Below are 23,238 nucleotides of genomic sequence, written 5' to 3'. Positions count from 1 at the left end.
GACATCATGGATACTGAAATAACCCCAACACAGCTGGCAATTGAATATTTACGTCGCGATAAGAGCAACCTGTCTCCGGCGCAGTACCTGAAAAAGCTGAAACAGCTTGAGCTGGAATTTACAGATTTGCTGGCGCTCTCTTCGAATGAGCTGAAAGAAGAGATCTATTTTGCCTGGCGGTTGGGCGTTCACGTCCATTGAGAGCGTAAAAAGGCCGCAACAGCGGCCTTTTTTGTCTCCGGAATTCAATATTTAGCGGGCAGTTTATTGATTTTAATGAGCCGTCCCTCTTCCATTTCGATAAACCCCCCGGTTTTTAAATCCGCGAGGATCCGCATCACGCCGCTGCGGGAAAGCTGGGTCTTGTCGCGAATGTAGCGCTCAGCGGTAATCCCCTGGCGATAAGACTCATCTTCATTCATCAATAACACCAGCTGCTGGCGGATCATCTCATAGGCCGTTGGAGCGCCCTTCGGCATGACGGTGTTGTAGAGCCGGTTGTACATAAACATCAGATGGTTAGACAGCAGCCCCCATAGCGCCTTCTCCTGAATGAGGACGTTGAGCTCCCGGGTAGGCAACAGGCCAATTTTGCAGGGGGTCACCGTTTTCAGGTAGTCGTCAAAAAAAATGTCATTCAGGTTGGCCACACCAAAAAACGCCGGGCTTTTCGCCGTCGACAGCATCAGATTGTCGCTGCGTCGGTAAATGGCCACGGTGCCTTCCAGGATCAAATAACTCATCCCCTGACCGTTGACCACCAGATCCAGTTGCTCCCCGCGACCGGTGTTACGAATCGCAGAGTAAGGTTGTAAGTGCGTAATCAGCTCTTGTGCATAAGGGGAGCCACGTCGTGGCGTTTCTGTGGTGGACATAACCTGAACCTGAAAGAATCATCTTTCTGATTATAGCGTTACTCGTTTTCGCCAGCACCACCTGGGTCAGTATTTCCTCGGTAAATGGTGTACATCAAGTAGCACGCCGCGCTCCATTGTAATGTACTGTCCGGTGCGCAGTTCGGCCAGGATCCGCATAATCCCGCTGCGCGACAGCCAGGTTCGACTCTGTATATACGCAGCCGCCGTGGTGTTCATCCGTATTGCTTCCGGCTCCTGCATCAACTCCACCAGTTGAAACCGGATGATGTCATAGGCCGACATCTGTGAGATCCGCGAGCAGTGTTCGTAGACCCGGGAGGCGGTATAGATCAGCAGATGCGAAAAGGGTTCCCATAAATTGTGTTGCGCAATCGTGCTGTTAAAACGTTCCAGCGAAACAGCCGCGAGTTCAGAGGTCTCCAGCGCCCGGACATACAGATGTTCTGACGAGAACTGGCTGCTGACGCCGAGAATAAACGGCGAGGATTCAGAATTTAATACAATGCCATCACCCCGCCGGTGCAACGCCACGCTGCCCTGCAGAAGTAAAAAACACTGGCGGTCATCGTGATGGTAATAGTGAACCACTTCCCCTCTGGACAGAATGCGTCTTTCTGTCAGGGGAAGAAGAGTATTAATTAATTTCTCGATGTGCTTATAGGGTTTTGCAGTCAGCACCGGGGTTTTTTCAATATCGACTTCGGGAGCCATTCGGGTGTTCATCAGAGACCTCACTTACGGATGCGATCATTTTTTGATCGGCATAAAGAATTATCTTAAAAAACAGCGAGTCGTGGAATGTTTACGGCAGGTCTAAAAATAGACCGCAAGATGTTGTGGCCCTAATTATATGAATTTTAAGGTTGTCTTTTACGGGTCTAAAAGTAGACCCGTAATAATGACATTGAGATAATTCTAAAGAGAATTGTTTTAATTTTGTTAAACATGAGTCTACAGCTAGACCTCAAATAGATTGTGCGCCGAAAAAGAGTTGTATAAATTTTACTCGTCGGCAGGCATAACCCGGAATGTTTAAGCTGAGCTATGAAGCGGCATTATTTAATGGGCTCCTGACAATATATAAATGACAAGGTGAGGTGGCGGTTAACAGCTTTAAACCGCTTTGTCGGGATTTCTGTAATAAATAAAGTGATACAGGATTTACTTATGAAAAATAAAATGATGATAGCAATGCTGGCAATCGGCTCCACTCTGGCAACGACGCACGCTTTTGCCGCAGCCGGTACCGTTAACTTTAACGGTAATATTCTGGATTCCGCCTGCGATGTGGATGTCGCGTCTCAGAATCAGGTCGTGGTATTAGGGGATTATTATAAAACGGAGTTCCCTACCACCGGCGCCAGAACGGCAGCAACGCAGTTTAATATTGTGTTGAAAAACTGTCCGGTGACGGTGACCAGCGCCAAAGTGCGTTTTGATGGTACGCCGGATGCCACCAATGCCAGCCTGCTGGCGATTGATTCGTCTGCGGCGGGTGCGGCGACTGGGGTAGCCATTAACCTGATGACGGCAGATAAGGCGGATCTCCCGCTTCATGGCAGCAACAGCTACAGCTATGTGCTGAGCAGCACGGCGGATAATACCCTGAGCTTCTATGCCCAGTATATTTCCACCGCAGCGACAGTGACAGCCGGCCCGGCAAACTCTGTCGCTAACTTCTCAGTGATCTATAACTGATATTTTGCAGAATCATTAAGGGGCCAACCCGGCCCCTTTGTTGTATGAGGTTTATCATGCGTTTTATCACCACGACAGGACTGGCCCTGGCGCTGTCTGCGCTCACGCTGACCACAGCCAACGCCGGCGTTATTATTGGCGGCACCCGCCTCATCTTCGATGGGGCAAAAAAAGAAGCGTCAATAAGCATAAATAATCCTGACAGTACGCCCTATTTAATTTCAGTCATGGATAGATATGCAGGAAGGGAATTCAGGTAAAGCGCCTTTTATTATTACACCGCCATTATATCGCCTGGATGGCGGACAAAAAAACATTGAGCGAATTGTGATGACGGGCGCATTGCCACAGGAACGGGAAAGTCTGTTCTGGCTGAATATTAAAGCGATTCCGTCGGCATCAAAACAGACGAACTCCCTGCAAATTGCAGTGAAAACCCGCATCAAACTGATTTACCGGCCTGAAGGTCTGCGGGCGTCAACACCAGAGGAACAGGCCAATAAATTAACCTGGCAACGAACAGGAAATAACCTTGAGGTCAAAAATCCCACGCAATACGTCATTAATTTTAATGAAATTACGCTGGCGGGGAAAAAACTGGATGACGTGACGTATGTTTTACCCGGCGCTTCAGCCCGGTTTGCATTACCGAATGAAGTAAGGGGAAATTCACTCACGTTTAAAATCATTAATGACTATGGCAGTCCCGGCGTTTTACACCAGGCCAGTTTGTAATGTGTTAGCAAACGGCAACGCCCGTATTTATCAGGTAATTCGTCATGACAGTAATAAACAGGATGCGGCCTGCACGCCTGGCGACGTTTATCGCCCTGGCGTTTGCCGGATCCTCTCCGACGCTCTGTGCCAGTGTGGCATTTAACACGGATCTGATAGAGCTGGATAATCCCGGCATGGATAAAGCCGATCTGTCGGCTTTTGAATCAGGCTCTCAGGCGCCGGGGAACTACCATGTCGATATTATTGTTGACGACGCGTTAGTGGAAACGGGGGATATTCGCTTTACCGCAGGCAAAAACGAGAATGGCGATGAGACATTGCAGCCGTGCCTGAGCAGTGAGCAATTAAAACGCTGGGGGGTTAAAACCGCATTATTTCCCGCACTCAGTGCGGAACCGGGCGAGTGTGTCAATCTTCAGGCGATACCGCAGGCCAGTGCAGATTTCCAGTTTAGCGCCCAGCGCCTTGTGCTCAGCATCCCTCAGGCAGCCATCGACCTGCCGGCGAGAGGTTATGTCCCGCCGCAGATGTGGGATGAGGGGATAACTGCAGCCATGCTCAATTACAGCCTGAGCGGGGCGACCAGCCGGGCGAAAACGGGCGCGGGGGCCAGCAGCAACAGCCAGTATGCGAACCTGCGTCCGGGGATCAATATCGGGCCGTGGCGTTTACGCAACTACACCACCTGGTCGCGGGATCCTTCCGGCAAGGATCAATGGGACACGGTCTACAGCTACCTGCAACGCGCCGTGATCCCGCTGAAAGCGCAGCTTACCGTCGGGGACAGTTCCGCCCCGGCGGATGTGTTTGACAGTATGCCGTTTCGCGGCGTCCAGCTGGCGTCGGACGATGACATGCTGCCGGATTCCCTGAAGGGCTATGCGCCTGTGGTACGCGGGATCGCACGCACCAATGCCCAGGTGGTGATCCGCCAGAATGGCTATCAGATCTACCAAAGCTATGTGGCGCCGGGCGCGTTTGAGATTAGCGATATGTACCCCACCGGCGGCGCGGGCGACTTAGACGTGACCATCAAAGAGGCGGATGGCAGCGAGCAGCATTTCACGCTGCCGTATGCCTCGGTACCGGTATTGCAGCGTGAGGGACGGCTGAAATATGCCCTCTCCGCGGGACAGTATCGCGCCTATAACAGCAGCGTGGAGAAAACCCCGTTTGGCCAGATCACCGCGATTTATGGCCTGCCGGATGGCATTACGCTCTATGGCGGCGTGCAGGGTTCCGGCAAGTACCAGTCCCTGGCGCTTGGAGTTGGTAAAAACATGGGCGATTTCGGTGCGCTTTCCGCGGATATCACCCAGGCCTGGTCATCACCGGCCGATACCGCAAAAACGCAGGGGCAGTCCTTGCGCGCGCGTTACAGCAAGAACCTGCTCAATACCGGCACAAATTTTTCGATTGCAGGATACCGCTATTCAACCCGTGGCTATTACGGGATGCAGGAAGTGCTGGATTCCTTCGGGGACAGCGGCGCACTTCAGGAGAGACGGCGCAATCGCGTGGAGCTGACGATGAGCCAGACGCTGGGTGGAAACCTGGGCGCGCTGACGCTGAGCGCCGCACGGGAGGATTACTGGAACGCCGATAAATTAATGGCGTCATGGAGCGTCGGTTACAACAATTACTGGCACAACATTAGCTATGGCGTGACCTGGACATTCAGTAAAAACGGCAGCCCGGCGTCATCCGGTAGCGGGAGTCCGAAATCCTGGGATCGCGACCAGCTTCTGGCGTTTACCGTCAGCGTGCCGCTGGACAAATTTCTGCCGCAGACGTGGGCCAACTATGGCCTGAACGCCAGTCAGAATAATGGCACAACACACAATCTCGGCATGAATGGGGTTGCTCTCGAAAACAGCGCCCTGAACTGGAATATCCAGCAGGGTTACGGCACCGATGGCGTGGGTTATACCGGCAATATGAACGGCGACTATAAAGGCACATACGGCGAGGTCTCGGCGGGCTATGGCTACGACACCAGTAGCGAGCGCCTGAATTATGGCTTACAGGGCGGCATCCTTGCGCATGCTGACGGTATTACGCTGTCGCAGCCGCTGGGGGAAACCAACGCGTTAATCAAAGCCCCTGGCGCGCACGGCGTCAATATTCGCAATCAGGCTGGCGTGCGGACGGATTACCGGGGCTACACGGTGGTGAATAACCTCTCCGTGTACCGGAAAAACGATCTCGCCCTCGATCCTGAGAATATGCCCGATGATGTGGAGCTGGAGATCAACACGCGCACGGTCACGCCAACACGCGGTGCGGTCGTGAAAGCCGATTACCTCTCGAAAGTGGGACGCCGGGTGCTGATGACCTTAATGGACAATAACCGTTTTGTGCCGTTTGGCGCGGTGGTCACGCTGGAGGGCGACACCAGCAGCAGTTTTATCGTCGGCGATCGCGGTCAGGTCTATTTAACCGGCCTGCGCGAACAGGGCACCGTTCTGGCGACTTGGGGGACGCAATCCCACCAGCAGTGTCGGGCGGATTTTAATCTGCCGAAAGGATCTCAGTATGGTGGCATCGCTGACATTAGCGTCACGTGTCGCCAGGAGCATTAATATGAAGTTCATCAACGCTATTTTACTGCTGTGTTGTCTGTGCGGCTGGCAAGTGGCCAGGGCAGGGACCTGCACCACTATTACGCCGCAGCTGTCGACGCTGTCGGTGGGGACCATTAATGTTCAACGTGATACGCCTGTCGGCACGGTGATTTTTTCCGGCACGGGAAGCATGACAGGCAGCTATCTGACAGGGTGTACCAATCCGTTAATGCTGGGTTTTAGCATGCGTTATAACAATGCCACGCTGAGCAGCTACGGCAATCATGTGTATAACACCAACGTCAGCGGCATTGGCATTCGGTTTTCTTCAAATGCCTATTTCGAGAACCCGAGCAATACATTCTCTTACAGTGCGCAGACCTCTTATGTGGACTGGTATGGCGGCCGGGTCGAGCTGGTGGTGACCGGCCCGGTGTCATCCGGTGCCTTAACGCCGGGGGTCATCGGCGTGGTCACGCTCCAGGGCAGCGACGGGGTTTATCGTGACGGGCTGACCGAGCAACTCACCGGCGGAACCATCAACGCCCTGGCATGCACGATCAATACGCCACAGCTGACGTTCCCGCTTGGTGATATTCCGGCATCCGCGTTTGGCACCGTAGTGGGGACCACGCCGGGCGTGGCGCAGAATACACAAAATCTGGGATTAACCTGCAGCGCTGGCACCAATATTACGGTCTCGCTCAGCGGAATACAGAATCCCGACAGTGCAAATACCAGCGTGATGGCCTTAACGGGGCAGGGGAGTGCCGGTACGGCAAAAGGTGTCGGCGTGCAGCTTTTATATAACGGTACGCCGCTGGCATTAAATAGCCGTCTGTTATTAAAACAGTCTGCGGGTGGACAAGAGACGCTCCCGTTAACGGCGCGTTATTACCAGACCTTAACCTCCGTTGAGTCCGGCTCCGCAAATGCCTCCGCCACGCTTAATCTGACGTACCAGTAACAGGTGGAGTGATGAAATTACATTATCAGCGTGGGCTTGTTCTTCTTTTATTCTGCGGGCACACGTTCGCGGCTGACAGCGTGAATCTTGGCGTCACGGGAAATATCGTTGCCTCGCCCTGTATCTTTAACGGCGGGAGCTCCAGTATGGATATTAATCTTGGGAATATACAGGCCACCAATATGGCGACGCCGGGGTCATCATCCGATCCGGTGCCTTTTAACCTGCTGTTTACCCAGTGTCCGGCGGGAACCCGTAGCGTCACGGTCTCGTTCACCGGAAGCCCCGATCCGCTCGCCGGGGCGGACTACTATATGAACAGCGGCTCGGCGACAAACGTCGCGGTCGCCATGCGTGAGGCCGGAACAGGGACGCTAAAGGGAACAGGTTCCAGCATAACGCAAACTATTGCGGCAGACAGAACCGCCACGATGGCCATGCAGGCGTCGGTCAAATCGGTTAGCGGCGGCGCGACGCCGGGGAGTATCAGTGCAGTCGTTGTGATGACGATGCAATATAACTGAGATGTCAGCGTTGACGTTCCTCACTCATTAAGGACAGTGGTACTTGCTATGTTGAATATTCTTATTCAGGAAGCCGATCAATTTTTTCGCAGTGGACTGCAGCATTTTTTTATGGATTTCTTTTTGCGTAATTTTAAACAGCCGATCCACTTCGCGACGCAATTTAGCCATGAAAACGTCAGCACTGCCGATATTATCGTGCTCTCCCTCTGTAAAGGGGAGACGCTCACCTGTATTCCAGAATTACAGGCCCGCCAGAAAGGGATCGTGATAGGACTGGTGGAGGATGCGCTGGGCGTTTCGGCATTTAACGCCTGTTTCCAGGATATTCTTTTTATTCCGCGTAATGTCTCGCTCGATAGCCTGAGCGAGATGCTGTTTCTCGCCTGGTATCGCACGCAGGCGCCCGGTTATATCTGGAAAAAAATAAGCTGCTGTGAGTGCCAGTATAAAATTTTATCACCTCAGCAAATTCGCATTATGGTGAATTTTTACCGGGGGCTATCGGTAGTGCAGGTGGCCCGGGCGCTGGAGATGAATGATAAAACTGTCTTTACGCATAAATATATGATGATGCAGAAATTTAATCTGCGAACGGATTTTGAACTGATTGCGCTGATTCGTAAAATGGTGGAGAAAAAGAGTTACCCGAACCTGCTGCGTGACTATCTGGTCAATCATTACGGGGAATGTGCTCCCTTGATGCAGTGAATTACAAAACATAGTGCACGGTTATGCGCCTTTAGAATAGCGAGCGCGTCATGGTACTTTTTATGCTTTATAAAATGACGCCTTCGCTATGCATATTCATAAAACTATCAAGCCGCTTTTTTTTACTAAGTTTCAGTGCGTTGGGCCAGAGTGCTTAATGTCATGCTGTCGTGGCTGGACGATCAATATTGATAAGAAAACCCACCAGAAATATCTCCTCTCCTCACACCCGGGTATTGCCGCCATTGCCAAAGAGAATCTCATCCTGCAGCGCAAGGGCAAGAGCAGCTATTCCAGAATCAGGCTCAACGAAAACGGGGACTGTCCGTTTATCGATGAAAACAAGCTCTGCATGGTACACCGTGATTTAGGGGAAGAGGCGCTGTCGCCTACCTGTAGTATCTATCCCCGCAATTCAACCCGCTATCAGGATGAGACGCGACATACGATGACGCTCTCCTGTCCGGAAGTGGTGCGACGTGTGCTGTTTGACCCGGATGCCATGCTGCTTCAGGAACAGGATGAGCTCGTGGCGCGCTATAAAACAAACCTGATTGGGCAGCGCCAGTCTGCTTCGCAGACGCAGCAGGTGATCCATCTCTTTGCCTGGAATATCATCCAGTCGCCATCCCGTAACATTGAAGAGAATTTAATGGCGCTGGCACAGTTTATTCTCTGTCTTCAGCACGTTAACTTTGATTTGCATAATAGATTTTCGGAAGTGGAACGTTTCTACGACGCGTTACTGACTGAACTACAAAGCGGAAAATCGCTGATGGATTCCGGTAATCTGGCCCGTTCAAACGCGATGAAATATCTTGCACTGTCGGTAATGGGAACCAACGTGGCGAAAGATTCGGCCCGGGACGGTTTTATTCTGGAAGGGCATCAGCACATTGCCGCGTATCTGAATATTGCCGGTTCAGACGACCCGGCCGACCTGGAGGCGAAGTTCGACAAGATTAATCAGCAGTGGCATACACTGTGTGAGGATTCCTGTTTGTCAGAGCCTTTTGTGTTACGCAATTATCTGCTGTATAAACTCTACAGCAGCTATTTCCCCGGCAAAAACACGGCAACCATCATGCGACAGTTTTATCGTATGGTGCTCGACTTTTTCTACGTCAAATGCATTCTCAGCGTAAAATCGATGCAGGGTGAAATCGACCAGCAGGTGGTGATGAAAACCATCGCCAGCCTGTCAGAAAAGACCATGCACAATACGACCATTGATGCGCGCATGGACTTTGCAATCAATAAAATCAACGGCGGAGATGATTTATCCTGCCTGCTGTTAATTGGATAAATGCGCAATGTGTCAGAGGCCCACACTGTGAGCCTCTTTTTACTTACACATTCACTGCGCTGATCAACCGGGTCTTCATCGATTGATAGGCAGACGCCGCATAGTCCTCAGCCCAGCGCTGGTCCTCAATCGCTTCCAGTTGCACCGCGCAGTACTTCGTTTCCGGCGTTTTGGAGATGGGGTCGAGATTATCCTGGGTCAGCTCGTTGCAGGCGCCGATCCACCACTGATAGGTCATGTAGACGGCCCCGGCGTTGATGCGCTCGCTGATGCTGGCGCGGGTAATCACTTTGCCGCGACGCGAACGCACCCAGACCAGCTGCCCGTCAGTAATGCCCAGTTTGTCCGCATCGGCAGGGTTCAGTTGCACCCGGCCGGGCTCGTCGGCCAGGCTTTGCAGCGCGGCGCAGTTCCCGGTCATGGAGCGGCAGGAGTAGTGTCCCACTTCGCGCACCGTACAGAGCACCAGCGGGTAATCGTCATCAGGCGTTTCTGCCGGCGCGCGCCACGGCGCGGCAAACAGTTGCCCCTTACCGGTTGGGGTGTCGAACTGATTATCTTTGTACAGGTACGGAGTGCCGGGGTGATCCAGCGTCGGGCACGGCCACTGCACGTGGCCCATCTCGCCCATTTTTTCATAGGTTACCCCGTAGAAAAGCGGGCACAGCTCGCGCATCTCATCCCAGATCTGCTGGTTAGTGTCGTAGTGCATGGGGTAACCCATCTCGGTGGCGAGCAGGCTGATAATCTCCCAGTCGCGCTTCACGTTGCCGCTGGCCTCGATGGCTTTGCCGAAACGCTGGAATCCCCGGTCGGCACAGGTAAAGACGCCGCCGTGTTCACCCCAGGAGGTTGCCGGGAGCAGAACGTCCGCCACTTCCGCCGTTTTGGTCATGAAGATGTCCTGAACCACGACAAAATCGAGCGCTTCAAAACCGCTGCGCACCAGCCCGAGATCGGCCTCCGTCTGCAGCGGATCTTCCCCCATGATGTAGTAGGCCTTGATCTTGCCTTCCAGCGCCAGGTGCGGCACTTCGGTAATGCGCGTCCCGACCCGATCGTCCATCGCCGCAGCGTCAATCCCCCAGGCGTCGGCGAACTTCTGCCGAACGGCCGGATCGGTGACGTCCTGATAGCCGGGGAACATATTGGGCAGCACGCCCATATCACATGCCCCCTGGACATTGTTTTGACCGCGCACCGGTCCGACGCCGACGGCAGGGCGACCGAGATTACCGGTCAACAGCGCCAGGCTTGCGAGCCCTTTGACCACATCAACGGCCTGACCAAACTGGGTGACGCCCATCCCCCACATCACGGTAGCGGAAGGGGCCGCCGAGAAGGTACGCATCGCCTGACGCACCTCACGGGCGGGGAGGCCGGTGAGATGTTCCACACGCTCTGGTGCATAGTCTTTTACCGTCTGCCGGTAGGCCTCAAGCCCTTCTGTAAAGCGTGCAACGTAGTTTTTGTCGTACAGCTCCTCTTCCAGCAGCACGTAGCCAAAGGCGTTCACCAGCGCCATGTTGCTGCCGTTTTTGAGCTGCAGATGCTGATCGGCAATTCGCGCCGTTTCAATGCGCCGCGGATCGCAGACGATAATTTTTGCGCCGTTTTCACGCGCTTTCAGCACGCGCCGGGCGACGATAGGGTGGGAGTCTGCGCAGTTATAGCCAAACACCAGCAGACATTTTGAGTTCTCAATATCGTTGATGGAATTACTCATCGCGCCATTGCCGAGGGTCTCCTGAAGCCCGGCAACGGATGGACCATGACAGACGCGCGCACAGCAGTCCACGTTGTTGGTGTTTAACACCGCACGGGCAAATTTCTGCATCACATAGTTTGTTTCGTTGCCGGTTCCACGGGAGGAGCCGGTGGTCATAATTGACCGCGGTCCGTGCTGCGCTTTAATGCTGCTGAGCCGGTGAGCGGTGTAACGGATAGCCTCTTCCCAGGTAACGGGGGTGAATGGCTCGCCTTTGTGGTAGCGGATCATTGGCTGGGTCAGGCGTGGGGTGAGCAGACGGGTATCGTTGAGGAAGTCCCAACCGTAAAATCCTTTCAGACATAAGGTGCCCTGGTTTGTTACCCCCTCTGCCGCTTCGGCACGGATGATACGGTTATTTTCTACGACAAGGTTTAATTTACAGCCTGCACCGCAGTACGGGCAGACGCTGGCGATCTTTTTCATCAATAACAGACCTGTTAAGAAATGAAGCAAAGTTGACTGGACAACCCAGTCCCGTACGTGGCTTTAAGCAGGAAGCGTGCCAGATTGGCTTTGCTGGTATTACAGGGTGTTATGCGGGGCGTTACGTGTCATCGTCAGGCTGTTCGTCAGTTTTGACGATGACACGTCGGGAGGCGTGGCAGGCAGGAATTCAGAGATCGTCCATCGTGTAACCCACCACGATTTCCAGCGTTTTACGAATGACGTCCGCCTGAACCACGTCGTTGGTGGCTTCCAGCGTCTGAATAAGCCATAAGATGATCGCTTTATTAGACAGGTGACCCTCGGAGGCCAGAACACAGCGTACTGCAGTAGAAAAAATAGCGGACTCTTCAGCAAAACGATCGCCTGCGTGACGGAAATATTCCGCCAGCGCACTGTCTAAAAAAGCAGAGTGGTATTCGGGTTGAAGCTGAATATTTTGTCTCATTTGTTCTCACCGTAGCTGTTAAATTGCAGTCAATGTATTTTTTTGGGGTCGGACGGTTTTCCACTTCCAAATAACGGCACTACATTGTCTCTGTTATCGTTGAGAGGTCCCTCTCTTCTCGTTCTTCCTTGTGCGGTTCTGCGACGTGTAAAGGCGAGATTGTTAGAGCCGATGTCGGCAATCACCCTCGCAAGTGTCTCCCGCCGCCGGGGATCCTTTTCACAGGCTTTCATCGCCCGCAGACGCTGTAGCAATCCTTCGGTTGTCACAGGCCCCCGCTCTTTCAACAGAGAGAGAACGGCTTCACCGATAAGCTTGTCGATCAGACTGTCTGCGTCACTGCTGTTCATAACCTTACCGTTCGAAGAGCAGACCAAGCAGCATGTGGTAATGCTCTTCCTCTTCCGGCCCATCCGCTTTCTCGAGTCGGCTGAGCAGCTTGGTACAGAGCGATTTGCGATTCAGGTTTCGCCCGTCGCTGAGAATTTCTACTACCACCTGACCCAGCGTCTCCTGTTGGGTCGGAAGGGCGGCCTTTTCGAAGTACTGTGCGATCGCTGCTGCGGAATCTGTGGCGTAACCTTTCTGCTGCATGTTTCGCTCCTGTAAAATTTTGTAATCACTAACGTTACATTTAAGGTATACACAATTTCAAAATCTGTACACCTAAAATGTACAGATTTTGAATTTTTTTATGATATATTTTATAAATTATTTTATTATCATATAGTTATAGAGTTGTCGCGAAGCGGTAACGTTACAGGATATTTTGTACAAAAAGTTCTGACGCTGGTAAGTTGTACAGCAGAGAAAAAAATCACATTAACTGCTGTAAATGATTGAGATGTAAATTATTTGTAGGGCAATTAATGTGCTATAAATGAAAATTACCCACGTCTTTCGTGGCCAAAACCCTAACCCCAGGAATAGCATGCTCACAACCATCATTTACCGCAGTCATATCTGCGAGGACGTTCCAGTGAAAGCGCTGGAAGCCATGGTCGCTGCTGCAAATCGTAAAAACCGGCAATCCAATGTCACGGGGATCCTGCTGTTTAACGGCACTCATTTTTTTCAACTGCTTGAAGGGCCGGTGGAGCAGGTAACTTCCATCTATGAGCAGATCTGTAACGACCCGCGTCACCATAACGTAGTGGAGTTAATGCGCGATCACGGTCCAGTCCGGCGTTTTGGTAACGTGGGCATGGAGCTGTTTGATTTACGCCAGTTCGACAGGGATGAGGTGCTGCAGCAGGTGCTCAACAGGGGAACGACCCGTTACCAGCTGACGTACAACGACCGCCCTCTGCAGTTTTTCCGTACCTTTATCGAAGCGACTGAAAAATCGAACTACTTTGAACTGCCGCCTGCGGATTCATGGGATTTTGTCACCGAAGAAACACCTTTGTCCGCGCAACCTGAAGTGGTCGCGAAAGGGGCGGATTGCAGCTTCGCCTTCCAGCCGATAGTCGATCCGTTTATGCAGCAGGTCGTCTCCTGGGAGGCGCTTCTCCGCACCCCGGACGGCGGCGCACCTGGGGTCTATTTTGCCAACCGGCCGCGTGACGAAGTGTATGCCTCGGATTTGCAAAGCAAACAGGTCGCGCTTTCCATGGCCAGCGCCCTGGGGTTACAGAACCAGGCGTTATCCCTGAATCTGCTGCCCATGACGCTGGTTAACATACCCAACGCCGTGGATTTCCTGCTTACCGCGATTGAAGCCAATGGCTTTGTGCCCGAGCAAATTGTGGTGGAGTTTACCGAAAGCGAAGCCATTTCCCGTTTTGATGAGTTTACGGATTCGGTCAGGCAGTTGAAAAGCGCGGGGATCAGCGTGACGATCGATCACTTTGGTGCTGGTTTTGCCGGGCTGCAGCTGCTGGCTCAGTTCCAGCCGGATAGAATTAAGATTAATCGCGATCTGGTTGCGAACGTGCACAAAAGTGGCCCCCGACAGGCCATTATTCAGGCGATCATTAAATGCTGTGCCTCGCTTGAGATTCAGTTCTGCGCGGTAGGCGTTGAGAAGGCAGAAGAGTGGATGTGGCTGGAGTCTGCGGGCATTTCCCAGTTCCAGGGGCACCTTTTTGCCAGCCCCCGGCATGGCGGGATACCGGCGATTGCGTGGCCGGAGAAGAGATTCGAAATCTGATAAGGTTGTACACATTTCGACGGACTTAACTGTACGACAGGCACATTTTATACAACAATGTATTAACAGGTGAGGGGCAACGTCGCCCGTTCACCTGAGCAAAATGTGGCCTTAATTATACAAATGGTTTGTACAATCTGATAAGGTTGGTGTAGTTAGGTATGGAAGTTCTGAGCGTGAGGGAGTTAATGGCCTATTACAGTATCGGCGAAGTGGCCGAACGATGCGGTATCAACCCCGTTACGCTGCGTGCCTGGCAGCGCCGTTATGGATTGTTGAAGCCGCAGCGCAGCGAAGGGGGTCATCGTCAGTTTGACGATGAAGATATCCTGCGTATTGAAGAGATCAAACGCCTGATGAAGAGCGGCGTTTCGGTCGGCAAAGTCAAAGCCTTGCTGGAAAACAAAGAAGTGTTGACGCAGGGCAACTGGCTCACCTTTCAGGAAGAGATGATGACCGTACTGCGTTACGCCAGTCCGGCAAAACTGCGCGCCAAAGTCGGTGAGTTTCGTCGCGATCACCCGATGGATGCGCTGATTGACAATATTCTCTCTCCCGTCCGCCAGCGGATGAACCAAGATCAAAACACGGTGCGCCACATGGCGAGCCTGTTTGATGGCGTACTGATTGAATTCGCGATTGCAAGCCTGGCGGAGTCCCGCAAGAAAGCCGGTAAAGACGCGCTCCTGATTGGCTGGGAATGCGATGATCGCACCCATTTGTGGCTCGAAGCCGCGCGCTTATCGCAGAAGGGCTGGCACATTGACGTTCTGGCGGAACCGATTGATGCACCGCGTCCTGAACTGTTTCCCGGGCAAAAAATCTTCGTCTGGACGGGGAAATCCCCAACCCCTCGCCAGCAGGAGCAGCTCGATCACTGGCGTGAGCAGGGATTTGCGGTTTCATTTCATCAGTCATAGTCAGAGGCCTTAAGGGCCTTTTTCTGAATAAACCTCATTACCCCCCCGAACCGTATAAGTCAACTTGTACGACGCTCATTCCATGCATCTGAAAACTGAATATTACCATCAAGAATTCTCCAGGTGATTTTTTCATATTGAATGCTGACACTTTCAATGTGATTCATTGTATCGTTCCCCGCCAGCTTAAAATTCTAGAAAACAGCACTTTTAATCCCACGTAGAATAAATGGTTAATATAATAATTCTATTCTTACTTACTTAAAGGAACTAAGAATGAGTTGGAATAAAGAAGCTGCAGTTTCGTATCTCCGTTCACACGCTCTGGGGCGATCTCAAAATGTAACCCCCCTTTAAAATTTACAGGATGCATTGATGAAAAGGATATTTCTTTCATTCGTTATGTTGCTGGTGGGATGTAGTTCGACTGCCAGTGATGATCAGGATGCGAAAGACGCTACCGAGTCATTTTATAAATCCTATCTTTCCGCATTCGGTAGTGATGATGCCAGGCCTTATCCTGCCGATGAACTGCGTAAATATGTTTCTGCTGATACGATTGCCCGGATTGATGCCATTCAGGAAATCTATGAACAAGAGTTAATAGAGTCTGACTATTTTACGTATACCCAGGATTATTCTCGCGAATGGATACCTGCGTTACGAGTGGAAAACGCAAGGCCATTTTTAAACGGTGAAGTAGTGCAGGTCATTGAGGGAGCCGGTGGAGGGAGAACTACGCACCTTGAAGTATTTCTGCGTCGTGAAGATGATGCATGGAAAATCTACCGCGTTCGTGACATAACGAATAATCACGAGCACCCAATATTTAATGCCGGAGCATTAACCCAGGCGAAAGCTGCAGCAGAAAGTGGGCTTTAAGCTGTAAAACACTCTTCCAGCCTCGGTGCATGCCGGGGCTTTTTTCTGGTGGTATGGGCACTGCAATTCACTCGTCACCCAAAGATTTCAGCAATATCCTCCATGCAGTGCCGATACCATTCAACCCGCGCATCGGCGGGTTTTTTATACCTTCCATTTAAGCTTCTCGTGCCGCTGTAAGCCCTGAGGAATAGGGAATTTCTGATCAACAGGCATTTTTCCCGAATACGTGAGCTCGAGAAGAAGAATAGCGTGACGAAAAAATTGCCTGTTTTCACAGAAGTCAGAAAAGCTATCTCAAAAATAGGCATTTCCGATGCATATTTTACTTTTCTCCTCTCTGTCATCACCGCTGCAACAAAATACATTATTAATCAATGCATTGAACAATTAAATCCATCCTGCCTGCATCCTTCCACAGGGTCTATGCTTAATAAAAGTAGGCAAAAAGGGCGGTTTAGCCGAATGCCCCTGCTGACAGAGGGTTGAAGTGATAATCGTTATCACTAACATGGTGTTATGCCCTGATGGCTTATCAGATGAGGTGGACCTATGGAACTGCATTCAGAAACCTTTAATCCTGCCGATTTTAGCTGGCGCGGTTTAACGCTGACGCCCGCGGCGGCGGCACATATTCACGAGCTGGTGGCGAAAAAGCCCGAGATCCTCGGTGTGCGTCTTGGGGTCAAACAGACCGGTTGCGCAGGCTTCGGTTACGTTCTCGACACCGTCACCGAGCCCGAGAAAGATGACCTGGTGTTTGAGACGGACGGTGCAAAATTATTCGTCGCACTGCAGGCCATGCCGTTTATCGACGGTACCGAAGTGGACTACGTCCGCGAAGGCTTAAACCAGTTATTCAAATTCCATAACCCGAAAGCCCAGAACGAATGCGGCTGCGGCGAAAGCTTTGGGGTATAGGCGGTACTATGTCTCGTAATACTGAAGCAACGAGTGAAGTAAAGACCTGGAGCGGTGGACACCTCAACTATAAAGAGGGGTTCTTCACCCAGCTGCAGACGGATGAGCTGGCGAAAGGCATTAACGAAGATGTCGTTCGGGCGATCTCGGCAAAACGTAACGAGCCCGAATGGATGCTGGAATTTCGCCTGAGCGCTTACCGCGCCTGGCTGGAGATGGAAGAGCCGCACTGGCTGAAAGCCCATTATGACAAGCTGAACTATCAGGACTACAGCTACTACTCTGCACCCTCCTGCGGCAGCTGTGATGACACCTGCGCCTCGCAGCCCGGCGCGGTGCAGCAAACCGGTGCGGAAAACAGCTTCCTCAGCAAAGAGGTGGAAGAAGCCTTTAACCAGCTGGGCGTGCCGGTTCGCGAGGGCAAAGAGGTGGCGGTGGACGCTATCTTTGACTCCGTCTCGGTGGCCACCACCTACCGCGACAAGCTGGCCGAGCAGGGGATAATCTTTTGCTCCTTCGGCGAAGCGATTCACGATCATCCGGAACTGGTGAAAAAGTACATCGGGAGCGTTGTGCCCTCTAACGACAACTTCTTCGCGGCGCTCAATGCGGCGGTGGCCTCTGACGGCACCTTTATTTACGTGCCGAAAGGGGTACGTTGCCCGATGGAGCTCTCGACCTATTTCCGAATCAATGCGGAAAAAACCGGTCAGTTCGAACGCACGATTCTGGTGGCCGACGAGGGTAGCTACGTCAGTTATATCGAAGGGTGCTCCGCCCCGGTCCGCGACAGCTATCAGCTGCATGCGGCGGTGGTAGAAGTCATCATCCATAAAGATGCCGAGGTGAAATACTCCACGGTACAAAACTGGTTCCCGGGCGACGGAAATACCGGCGGTATTCTGAACTTCGTCACCAAGCGCGCGCTGTGCGAAGGTGAAAACAGCAAGATGTCGTGGACCCAGTCGGAAACCGGGTCTGCCATTACCTGGAAGTACCCGAGCTGCATCCTGCGCGGCGATAACTCCATCGGTGAATTTTACTCGGTGGCGCTCACCAGCGGGCATCAGCAGGCCGATACCGGCACCAAGATGATCCACATTGGTAAAAACACCAAATCGACCATTATCTCGAAAGGTATCTCCGCCGGGCACAGCCAGAACAGCTATCGCGGGCTGGTGAAAATCATGCCGACGGCGACCAATGCGCGAAACTTTACCCAGTGTGACTCGATGCTGATTGGCGCAGACTGCGGCGCGCACACCTTCCCGTACGTCGAGTGTCGCAATAACACCGCCCAGCTGGAGCATGAGGCGACGACGTCACGCATTGGCGAAGATCAGCTCTTCTACTGCCTGCAGCGCGGGATCAGCGAAGAGGATGCCATCTCGATGATCGTCAACGGCTTCTGTAAGGACGTGTTCTCTGAACTGCCGCTGGAATTTGCCGTTGAAGCCCAGAAACTCCTCGCCATTAGTCTTGAACACAGCGTCGGTTAAGGAAAGCACATGTTAAGCATTAAAGATTTACAGGTTAGCGTGGAAGACAAAACCATCCTGCGTGGCCTCAATTTTGACGTCAAACCGGGTGAAGTTCACGCCATTATGGGGCCGAACGGCTCCGGGAAAAGTACGCTTTCGGCGACGCTGGCCGGGCGTGAAGATTACGAAGTCACCCACGGCTCGGTCGAATTTAACGGCAAAGATCTGCTGGAGATGTCACCGGAGGATCGTGCGGGAGAGGGCATCTTTATGGCCTTCCAGTATCCGGTTGAGATCCCGGGCGTCAGCAACCAGTTCTTCCTGCAGACGGCACTGAACGCGGTGCGTAAATATCGTGGTCAGGAGGCTCTGGATCGCTTCGATTTCCAGGATCTGATGGAAGAGAAGATCAAGCTGCTCAAAATGCCGGAAGATTTATTGACCCGCTCAGTCAACGTCGGCTTCTCGGGCGGCGAAAAAAAGCGTAACGATATTCTGCAGATGGCGGTTCTGGAGCCCGAGCTGTGCATTCTCGATGAGACCGACTCCGGTCTGGATATCGACGCCCTGAAGATTGTCGCCGATGGCGTTAACGCGCTGCGCGACGGCAAGCGTTCGTTCATTATTGTCACCCACTACCAGCGCATTCTGGATTACATCAAGCCGGATTACGTCCACGTGCTTTATCAGGGGCGTATTGTGAAATCCGGTGATTTCACGCTGGTTAAACAACTGGAGGAGCAGGGGTATGGCTGGCTTACCGAACAGCAGTAATGCGCTCCAGCAGTGGCACCGGCTGTTTGAAGCCCAGGGGGGGACACGTTCTGAGCAGGCGCAGCAGCATCTGCAGCAGATGCTGCGCCTCGGCCTGCCGACGCGTAAGCATGAGAACTGGAAATACACCCCGCTTGATGGCCTGCTGAACGGCGAATTTGTTTCTCGGCTGGCGGATATCAGCCCGGCCCAGCGTGATGCGCTGGCACTGAACGTTGATGCCCTGCGGCTGGTGTTTGTTGACGGGCAGTTCCGTCCTGAGCTGAGCGACAGCGCTGAAGAGAGCGGTTATACGATTACCCTTGATGATGAACGCCAGAGCCTGGCGGCTCCCGTGCAGCCGGAGGTGTTTCTGCATCTTACCGAGAGCCTGGCGCAGAGCGTGACGCATATCCACGTTAAGCGTAACCTGCGCCCGGCAAAACCGCTGTTACTGCTGCATATCACCCAGGGGCTCGACGGTGACGAAATCAATACCGCGCACTATCGCCATCATCTTGAACTGGCGGAGGGGGCAGAGGCCACGGTAATCGAACATTACGTCAGCCTTAACGAGGTCAGGCACTTTACCGGATCGCGTCTGACGATGAATGTCGCCGCTAATGCACGACTTCACCACATCAAGCTGGCGTTTGAGAATGGGCAGAGTCACCACTTTGCCCATAATGATATTGTGCTGGCTCAGGATGCCGCAGCTTTCAGCCACAGCTTCCTGCTCGGCGGGGCGGTGCTGCGCCACAACACCAGCACCCAGCTCAACGGTGAAAACACCACGCTGCGCATCAACAGCCTGGCGATGCCGGTTAAATCAGAAGTGTGCGATACGCGCACCTGGCTTGAGCACAACAAGGGCTACTGCAACAGCCGCCAGCTGCACAAAACCATCGTCAGTGACAAAGGGCGCGCGGTGTTTAACGGCCTGATTAACGTGGCGCAGCACGCCATTAAAACCGACGGGCAGATGACCAATAACAACCTGCTCCTGGGCCGCCTGGCGGAGGTGGACACCAAACCGCAGCTGGAGATCTATGCCGACGACGTGAAATGCAGCCATGGCGCCACGGTCGGAAGGATCGATGACGAGCAGATGTTCTACCTGCGTTCCCGCGGTATTGATCAGCAGGCGGCGCAGAAGATGATTATCTATGCGTTTGCCGCCGAACTGACGGAAGCGCTGCACGATGGTCAGTTAAAACAGCAGGTGCTGGACCGTATTGGCCTGCGTCTGCCTGGAGGCGAAGCATGAGTTTTCCCGTCGAGAAAGTCCGGGCTGATTTCCCGGTTTTGACCCGTGAAGTCAACGGGCTGCCGCTGGCCTATCTGGACAGCGCCGCCAGCGCGCAGAAGCCGAATCAGGTGGTGGATGCGGAGGCGGAGTTCTATCGCCACGGTTACGCCGCCGTGCATCGGGGGATCCATACCCTGAGCGCGGAAGCCACCCAGCGCATGGAGAACGTGCGCACGCAGGTGGCTGCCTTTCTCAATGCCCGCTCGCCCGAAGAGCTGGTGTTTGTGCGCGGCACAACCGAGGGGATTAACCTTGTCGCCAACAGCTGGGGCAACGCCCAGGTGCGCGCAGGGGATAACATCATCATTACCCAGATGGAGCACCACGCGAATATCGTGCCGTGGCAGATGCTCTGCGAGCGCGTTGGGGCGCAGCTGCGGGTGATCCCGCTCAATGTTGACGGGACGCTGCAGCTTGAGTTGCTTGACGGCCTGCTGGATGACCGCACGCGGCTGGTGGCGGTCACCCAGGTTTCCAACGTGCTGGGGACCGAAAACCCGGTCGCAGAGATCGTCGAGAAGGCCCATCTGGCGGGGGCGAAGGTGCTGATTGACGGCGCTCAGGCGGTGATGCACCACGCGGTTGACGTCCAGGCGCTGGACTGCGATTTCTACGTGTTTTCCGGCCACAAGCTCTACGGCCCGACCGGGATTGGCGTGCTGTATGTGAAAGAAGACATCCTGCAGGCGATGCCGCCGTGGGAAGGGGGCGGGTCAATGATCGCCACCGTTAGCCTGACGGAAGGCACCACCTACGCCCGTGCGCCGTGGCGTTTTGAGGCGGGTACGCCCAACACCGGGGGCATTATTGGGCTGGGGGCGGCGGTTACTTACGTTTCGGCGATCGGCCTTGAAGCCATTCAGGAGTATGAACAGCTGCTGATGCACTATGCGCTTGCGGAACTTGCCAGCGTACCGGATCTGACCCTTTACGGCCCGGCTGACCGGCAGGGGGTGATCGCGTTCAATCTCGGGAAACACCATGCCTATGACGTGGGCAGTTTCCTCGATAATTACGGCGTAGCGGTCCGTACCGGGCACCACTGCGCCATGCCGCTGATGGCGTTTTACCAGGTTCCGGCAATGTGCCGCGCATCGCTGGTGATGTACAACACAACGGAAGAGGTCGACAGGCTGGTGGCGGGGCTAAAACGCATCCATCAGCTGCTGGGCTAACAAGGAGGCGAAAGATGGCAGATCTGCCGGACAAAGATAAATTACTGCGTAACTTCTCGCGTTGCGCAAACTGGGAAGAGAAGTATCTCTACATCATTGAGCTGGGACAGCGTTTACCGCCGCTCAGCGAAGAGGCGCATTGCCCGGAGAACAGTATTCAGGGCTGTCAGAGCCAGGTATGGATTGTGATGGCGCAGTCGGATGACGGCACTATCGAACTGCGCGGCGACAGCGATGCTGCCATTGTTAAAGGGCTTATTGCGGTCGTTTTCATTCTTTATCACCAGATGTCGGCTCAGGATATTGTCGCGTTCGATGTCCGTCCGTGGTTTGAAAAAATGGCCCTGACCCAACACCTCACCCCGTCCCGTGCTCAGGGACTGGAAGCGATGATTCGCGCCATCCGCGCCAAAGCTGCAATCCTTAGCTAGACTTACAGAACAGCATTCATTCTGTTTCGCGAGGTGGTTCCCGCCTCGCTGGTTTTTCAGCTTTCTGGCATCCTGCCAGTGAATAAGGAATCTCAGCATGAAGCGCGCGTCTCTCATAACTCTATTACTTATCAGTTCGCTCGGTGCCCTTCATTCGGCCCGCGCGATGGACTATCCATTGCCGCCCGCAGGCAGCCGTCTGATTGGGCAAAATCAAACCTACACGATACAGGAAGGGGATAATAAACTGCAGACCATCGCCCGCCGGTTTAACACTGCGGCGCAGGTGCTGCTGGAAACGAACAATACTATTGCGCCGGTCAACCCTGCACCGGGCACCGTTATTACCATCCCATCGCAGATGCTGCTGCCGGACACGCCGCGTGAGGGGATTGTGGTGAACCTTGCCGAGCTTCGCCTGTATTACTTCCCGCCGGGGGAAAATATTGTTCAGGTCTTCCCGCTCGGTATCGGGCAGTTGGGGCTGGAAACCCCGGTCACCACTACGCGGGTGAGTCAGAAAATCCCTAACCCCACCTGGACGCCCACGCCGGGGATCAGAGCCCGCTCGCTGGAGCAGGGCATTAAATTGCCTCCTGTGGTCCCTGCCGGGCCAAATAACCCCCTGGGGCGCTACGCACTGCGTTTAGGCGTGGGTAATGGGGAATATCTCATTCACGGCACCAGCGCGCCGGACAGCGTCGGCCTGCGGGTCAGTTCCGGCTGTATGCGGATGAATGCTCCGGACATTAAAGCCCTGTTTGAACAGGTGCGGGTGGGCACGCGGGTACAGATTATCAATGAACCCGTGAAGTTCTCCGTTGAGCCAGATGGTAAACGCTATATTGAAGTTCACCGTCCGCTGGCGCAGGTGGAGGGGGAAAACCCGCAGGTCTCGCCAATTAGCCATTCCGCCGACTTTGCAACCTTTGTGTCTCAGGCGGGAAGTGATAAAGCGCTCATTGATAAAGCCCTGTCACGTCGTGCCGGGATCCCGGTTGTGGTCTCCGCTGGTAGCGGCCCGTCTGCCAGTAATAACGTGTTGTCGGTACAGAACAGTCGTGTGTCTGCTGCGGTTGCGGAAGATGAAGGGGAGAAGGTGACGCAGTAGTGGTTTGACGCAGGCAAAAAAAATGGCGCACAATGTGCGCCATTTTATTAACAG

Annotated in this window: 24 protein-coding genes and 2 pseudogenes; 19 read left to right on the top strand and 7 right to left on the bottom strand. The window is 53.5% G+C overall.

Annotated elements, in window-relative coordinates; translation table 11 throughout:
• The first annotated feature begins 6 nt into the window (after positions 1-6).
• Complete coding sequence (locus LDK53_RS08610; protein WP_003857766.1) at positions 7-201, top strand: YdiH family protein; 195 nt, start codon at positions 7-9, stop codon at positions 199-201.
• Between the two features lie 44 nt (positions 202-245).
• On the opposite strand, the gene LDK53_RS08605 is transcribed toward LDK53_RS08610, so the two are convergent.
• Both LDK53_RS08605 and LDK53_RS08600 read right to left on the bottom strand, forming a co-directional pair.
• Positions 246-875 (bottom strand): helix-turn-helix domain-containing protein, encoded by a 630-nt coding sequence (locus LDK53_RS08605; RefSeq protein WP_225285481.1) that lies wholly within the window; start codon positions 873-875, stop codon positions 246-248.
• A gap of 66 nt (positions 876-941) precedes the next feature.
• Positions 942-1,601 carry a helix-turn-helix domain-containing protein gene (locus LDK53_RS08600; RefSeq protein ID WP_094918978.1) on the bottom strand — a complete coding sequence of 220 codons (660 nt, stop codon included), beginning with the start codon at positions 1,599-1,601 and terminating at the stop codon, positions 942-944.
• 444 nt (positions 1,602-2,045) lie between these two features.
• Between LDK53_RS08600 and LDK53_RS08595 the strand changes: the two genes are divergently transcribed.
• From LDK53_RS08595 to fliB, 7 genes and pseudogenes are all read left to right on the top strand, one after another.
• Positions 2,046-2,576 (top strand): fimbrial protein, encoded by a 531-nt coding sequence (locus LDK53_RS08595; protein ID WP_025757313.1) that lies wholly within the window; start codon positions 2,046-2,048, stop codon positions 2,574-2,576.
• Between the two features lie 56 nt (positions 2,577-2,632).
• Positions 2,633-3,311, top strand: a pseudogene (locus tag LDK53_RS08590) (molecular chaperone).
• Between the two features lie 44 nt (positions 3,312-3,355).
• Positions 3,356-5,896 (top strand): fimbria/pilus outer membrane usher protein, encoded by a 2,541-nt coding sequence (locus LDK53_RS08585; RefSeq protein ID WP_225285477.1) that lies wholly within the window; start codon positions 3,356-3,358, stop codon positions 5,894-5,896.
• A gap of 1 nt (position 5,897) precedes the next feature.
• Entirely contained in the window at positions 5,898-6,845 is a 948-nt protein-coding gene (locus LDK53_RS08580; RefSeq protein WP_225285473.1) for a fimbrial protein, read from the top strand.
• An 11-nt stretch (positions 6,846-6,856) separates the two neighbouring features.
• Positions 6,857-7,369 (top strand): fimbrial protein, encoded by a 513-nt coding sequence (locus LDK53_RS08575; protein WP_225285471.1) that lies wholly within the window; start codon positions 6,857-6,859, stop codon positions 7,367-7,369.
• Between the two features lie 48 nt (positions 7,370-7,417).
• Entirely contained in the window at positions 7,418-8,080 is a 663-nt protein-coding gene (locus tag LDK53_RS08570; RefSeq protein ID WP_225285468.1) for a LuxR C-terminal-related transcriptional regulator, read from the top strand.
• 88 nt (positions 8,081-8,168) lie between these two features.
• Positions 8,169-9,386 (top strand): flagellin lysine-N-methylase, encoded by a 1,218-nt coding sequence (fliB, locus tag LDK53_RS08565; protein WP_225285463.1) that lies wholly within the window; start codon positions 8,169-8,171, stop codon positions 9,384-9,386.
• A gap of 43 nt (positions 9,387-9,429) precedes the next feature.
• Here fliB and fdhF read toward each other — a convergent pair whose 3' ends face one another.
• The 4 genes from fdhF to ycgZ all read right to left on the bottom strand — a co-directional run bounded on the left by fdhF (position 9,430) and on the right by ycgZ (position 12,643).
• Positions 9,430-11,580, bottom strand: a complete 2,151-nt coding sequence (gene fdhF, locus LDK53_RS08560) for a formate dehydrogenase subunit alpha (protein ID WP_225285460.1) — start codon at positions 11,578-11,580, stop codon at positions 9,430-9,432.
• A 190-nt stretch (positions 11,581-11,770) separates the two neighbouring features.
• Entirely contained in the window at positions 11,771-12,049 is a 279-nt protein-coding gene (locus LDK53_RS08555) for a biofilm development regulator YmgB/AriR family protein (RefSeq protein WP_023327185.1), read from the bottom strand.
• Positions 12,050-12,078: 29 nt separating this feature from the next.
• On the bottom strand, positions 12,079-12,399 hold the full coding sequence (locus LDK53_RS08550) for a hypothetical protein (RefSeq protein ID WP_045284951.1): 321 nt from the start codon (positions 12,397-12,399) through the stop codon (positions 12,079-12,081).
• A 4-nt stretch (positions 12,400-12,403) separates the two neighbouring features.
• On the bottom strand, positions 12,404-12,643 hold the full coding sequence (gene ycgZ / locus LDK53_RS08545; protein WP_024909397.1) for a regulatory protein YcgZ: 240 nt from the start codon (positions 12,641-12,643) through the stop codon (positions 12,404-12,406).
• Between the two features lie 337 nt (positions 12,644-12,980).
• On the opposite strand from ycgZ, the gene LDK53_RS08540 reads away from it, so the two are divergent.
• Together LDK53_RS08540 and LDK53_RS08535 are read left to right on the top strand one after the other, a co-directional pair.
• The gene (locus tag LDK53_RS08540) at positions 12,981-14,201 is read left to right on the top strand and encodes a diguanylate phosphodiesterase (RefSeq protein ID WP_225285452.1); all 1,221 of its coding nucleotides are present in this window, start codon (positions 12,981-12,983) and stop codon (positions 14,199-14,201) included.
• 188 nt (positions 14,202-14,389) lie between these two features.
• A complete protein-coding gene (locus tag LDK53_RS08535) occupies positions 14,390-15,121 on the top strand; it encodes a MerR family transcriptional regulator (protein ID WP_025757302.1) in 732 nt (243 codons plus the stop codon).
• A gap of 59 nt (positions 15,122-15,180) precedes the next feature.
• Here LDK53_RS08535 and LDK53_RS08530 read toward each other — a convergent pair.
• Positions 15,181-15,315: pseudogene (locus tag LDK53_RS08530) on the bottom strand (type VI secretion system tube protein Hcp); the annotation flags it as partial.
• A 181-nt stretch (positions 15,316-15,496) separates the two neighbouring features.
• Here LDK53_RS08530 and LDK53_RS08525 point away from each other — a divergent pair.
• From LDK53_RS08525 to ldtE, 9 genes are all read left to right on the top strand, one after another.
• A complete protein-coding gene (locus LDK53_RS08525) occupies positions 15,497-16,003 on the top strand; it encodes a YbjP/YqhG family protein (RefSeq protein WP_225285448.1) in 507 nt (168 codons plus the stop codon).
• A 252-nt stretch (positions 16,004-16,255) separates the two neighbouring features.
• On the top strand, positions 16,256-16,492 hold the full coding sequence (locus tag LDK53_RS08520) for a hypothetical protein (protein WP_225285446.1): 237 nt from the start codon (positions 16,256-16,258) through the stop codon (positions 16,490-16,492).
• 63 nt (positions 16,493-16,555) lie between these two features.
• Positions 16,556-16,924, top strand: a complete 369-nt coding sequence (sufA, locus tag LDK53_RS08515; RefSeq protein WP_025757299.1) for a Fe-S cluster assembly scaffold SufA — start codon at positions 16,556-16,558, stop codon at positions 16,922-16,924.
• A gap of 8 nt (positions 16,925-16,932) precedes the next feature.
• Positions 16,933-18,423, top strand: a complete 1,491-nt coding sequence (sufB, locus tag LDK53_RS08510; RefSeq protein ID WP_225285444.1) for a Fe-S cluster assembly protein SufB — start codon at positions 16,933-16,935, stop codon at positions 18,421-18,423.
• Positions 18,424-18,432: 9 nt separating this feature from the next.
• Positions 18,433-19,179 carry a Fe-S cluster assembly ATPase SufC gene (gene sufC, locus LDK53_RS08505; RefSeq protein ID WP_225285442.1) on the top strand — a complete coding sequence of 249 codons (747 nt, stop codon included), beginning with the start codon at positions 18,433-18,435 and terminating at the stop codon, positions 19,177-19,179.
• Entirely contained in the window at positions 19,154-20,425 is a 1,272-nt protein-coding gene (sufD, locus tag LDK53_RS08500) for a Fe-S cluster assembly protein SufD (protein WP_225285440.1), read from the top strand. Before sufC ends, sufD begins: the two co-directional genes overlap by 26 nt.
• A complete protein-coding gene (sufS, locus tag LDK53_RS08495) occupies positions 20,422-21,642 on the top strand; it encodes a cysteine desulfurase SufS (protein WP_047958366.1) in 1,221 nt (406 codons plus the stop codon). Before sufD ends, sufS begins: the two co-directional genes overlap by 4 nt.
• A gap of 14 nt (positions 21,643-21,656) precedes the next feature.
• Positions 21,657-22,073 carry a cysteine desulfuration protein SufE gene (sufE, locus tag LDK53_RS08490; protein WP_025757294.1) on the top strand — a complete coding sequence of 139 codons (417 nt, stop codon included), beginning with the start codon at positions 21,657-21,659 and terminating at the stop codon, positions 22,071-22,073.
• Between the two features lie 97 nt (positions 22,074-22,170).
• Positions 22,171-23,184, top strand: a complete 1,014-nt coding sequence (gene ldtE / locus LDK53_RS08485) for a L,D-transpeptidase LdtE (protein ID WP_045284944.1) — start codon at positions 22,171-22,173, stop codon at positions 23,182-23,184.
• Positions 23,185-23,238: the final 54 nt, after the last annotated feature.

Origin of the sequence: Enterobacter sp. K16B (assembly GCF_020216105.1) — a bacterium.
GTDB classification, from domain to species: domain Bacteria; phylum Pseudomonadota; class Gammaproteobacteria; order Enterobacterales; family Enterobacteriaceae; genus Enterobacter; species Enterobacter sichuanensis.
Note: the sequence above shows the minus strand (reverse complement) of the source record. Positions and strands in the feature narration are given on the sequence as shown.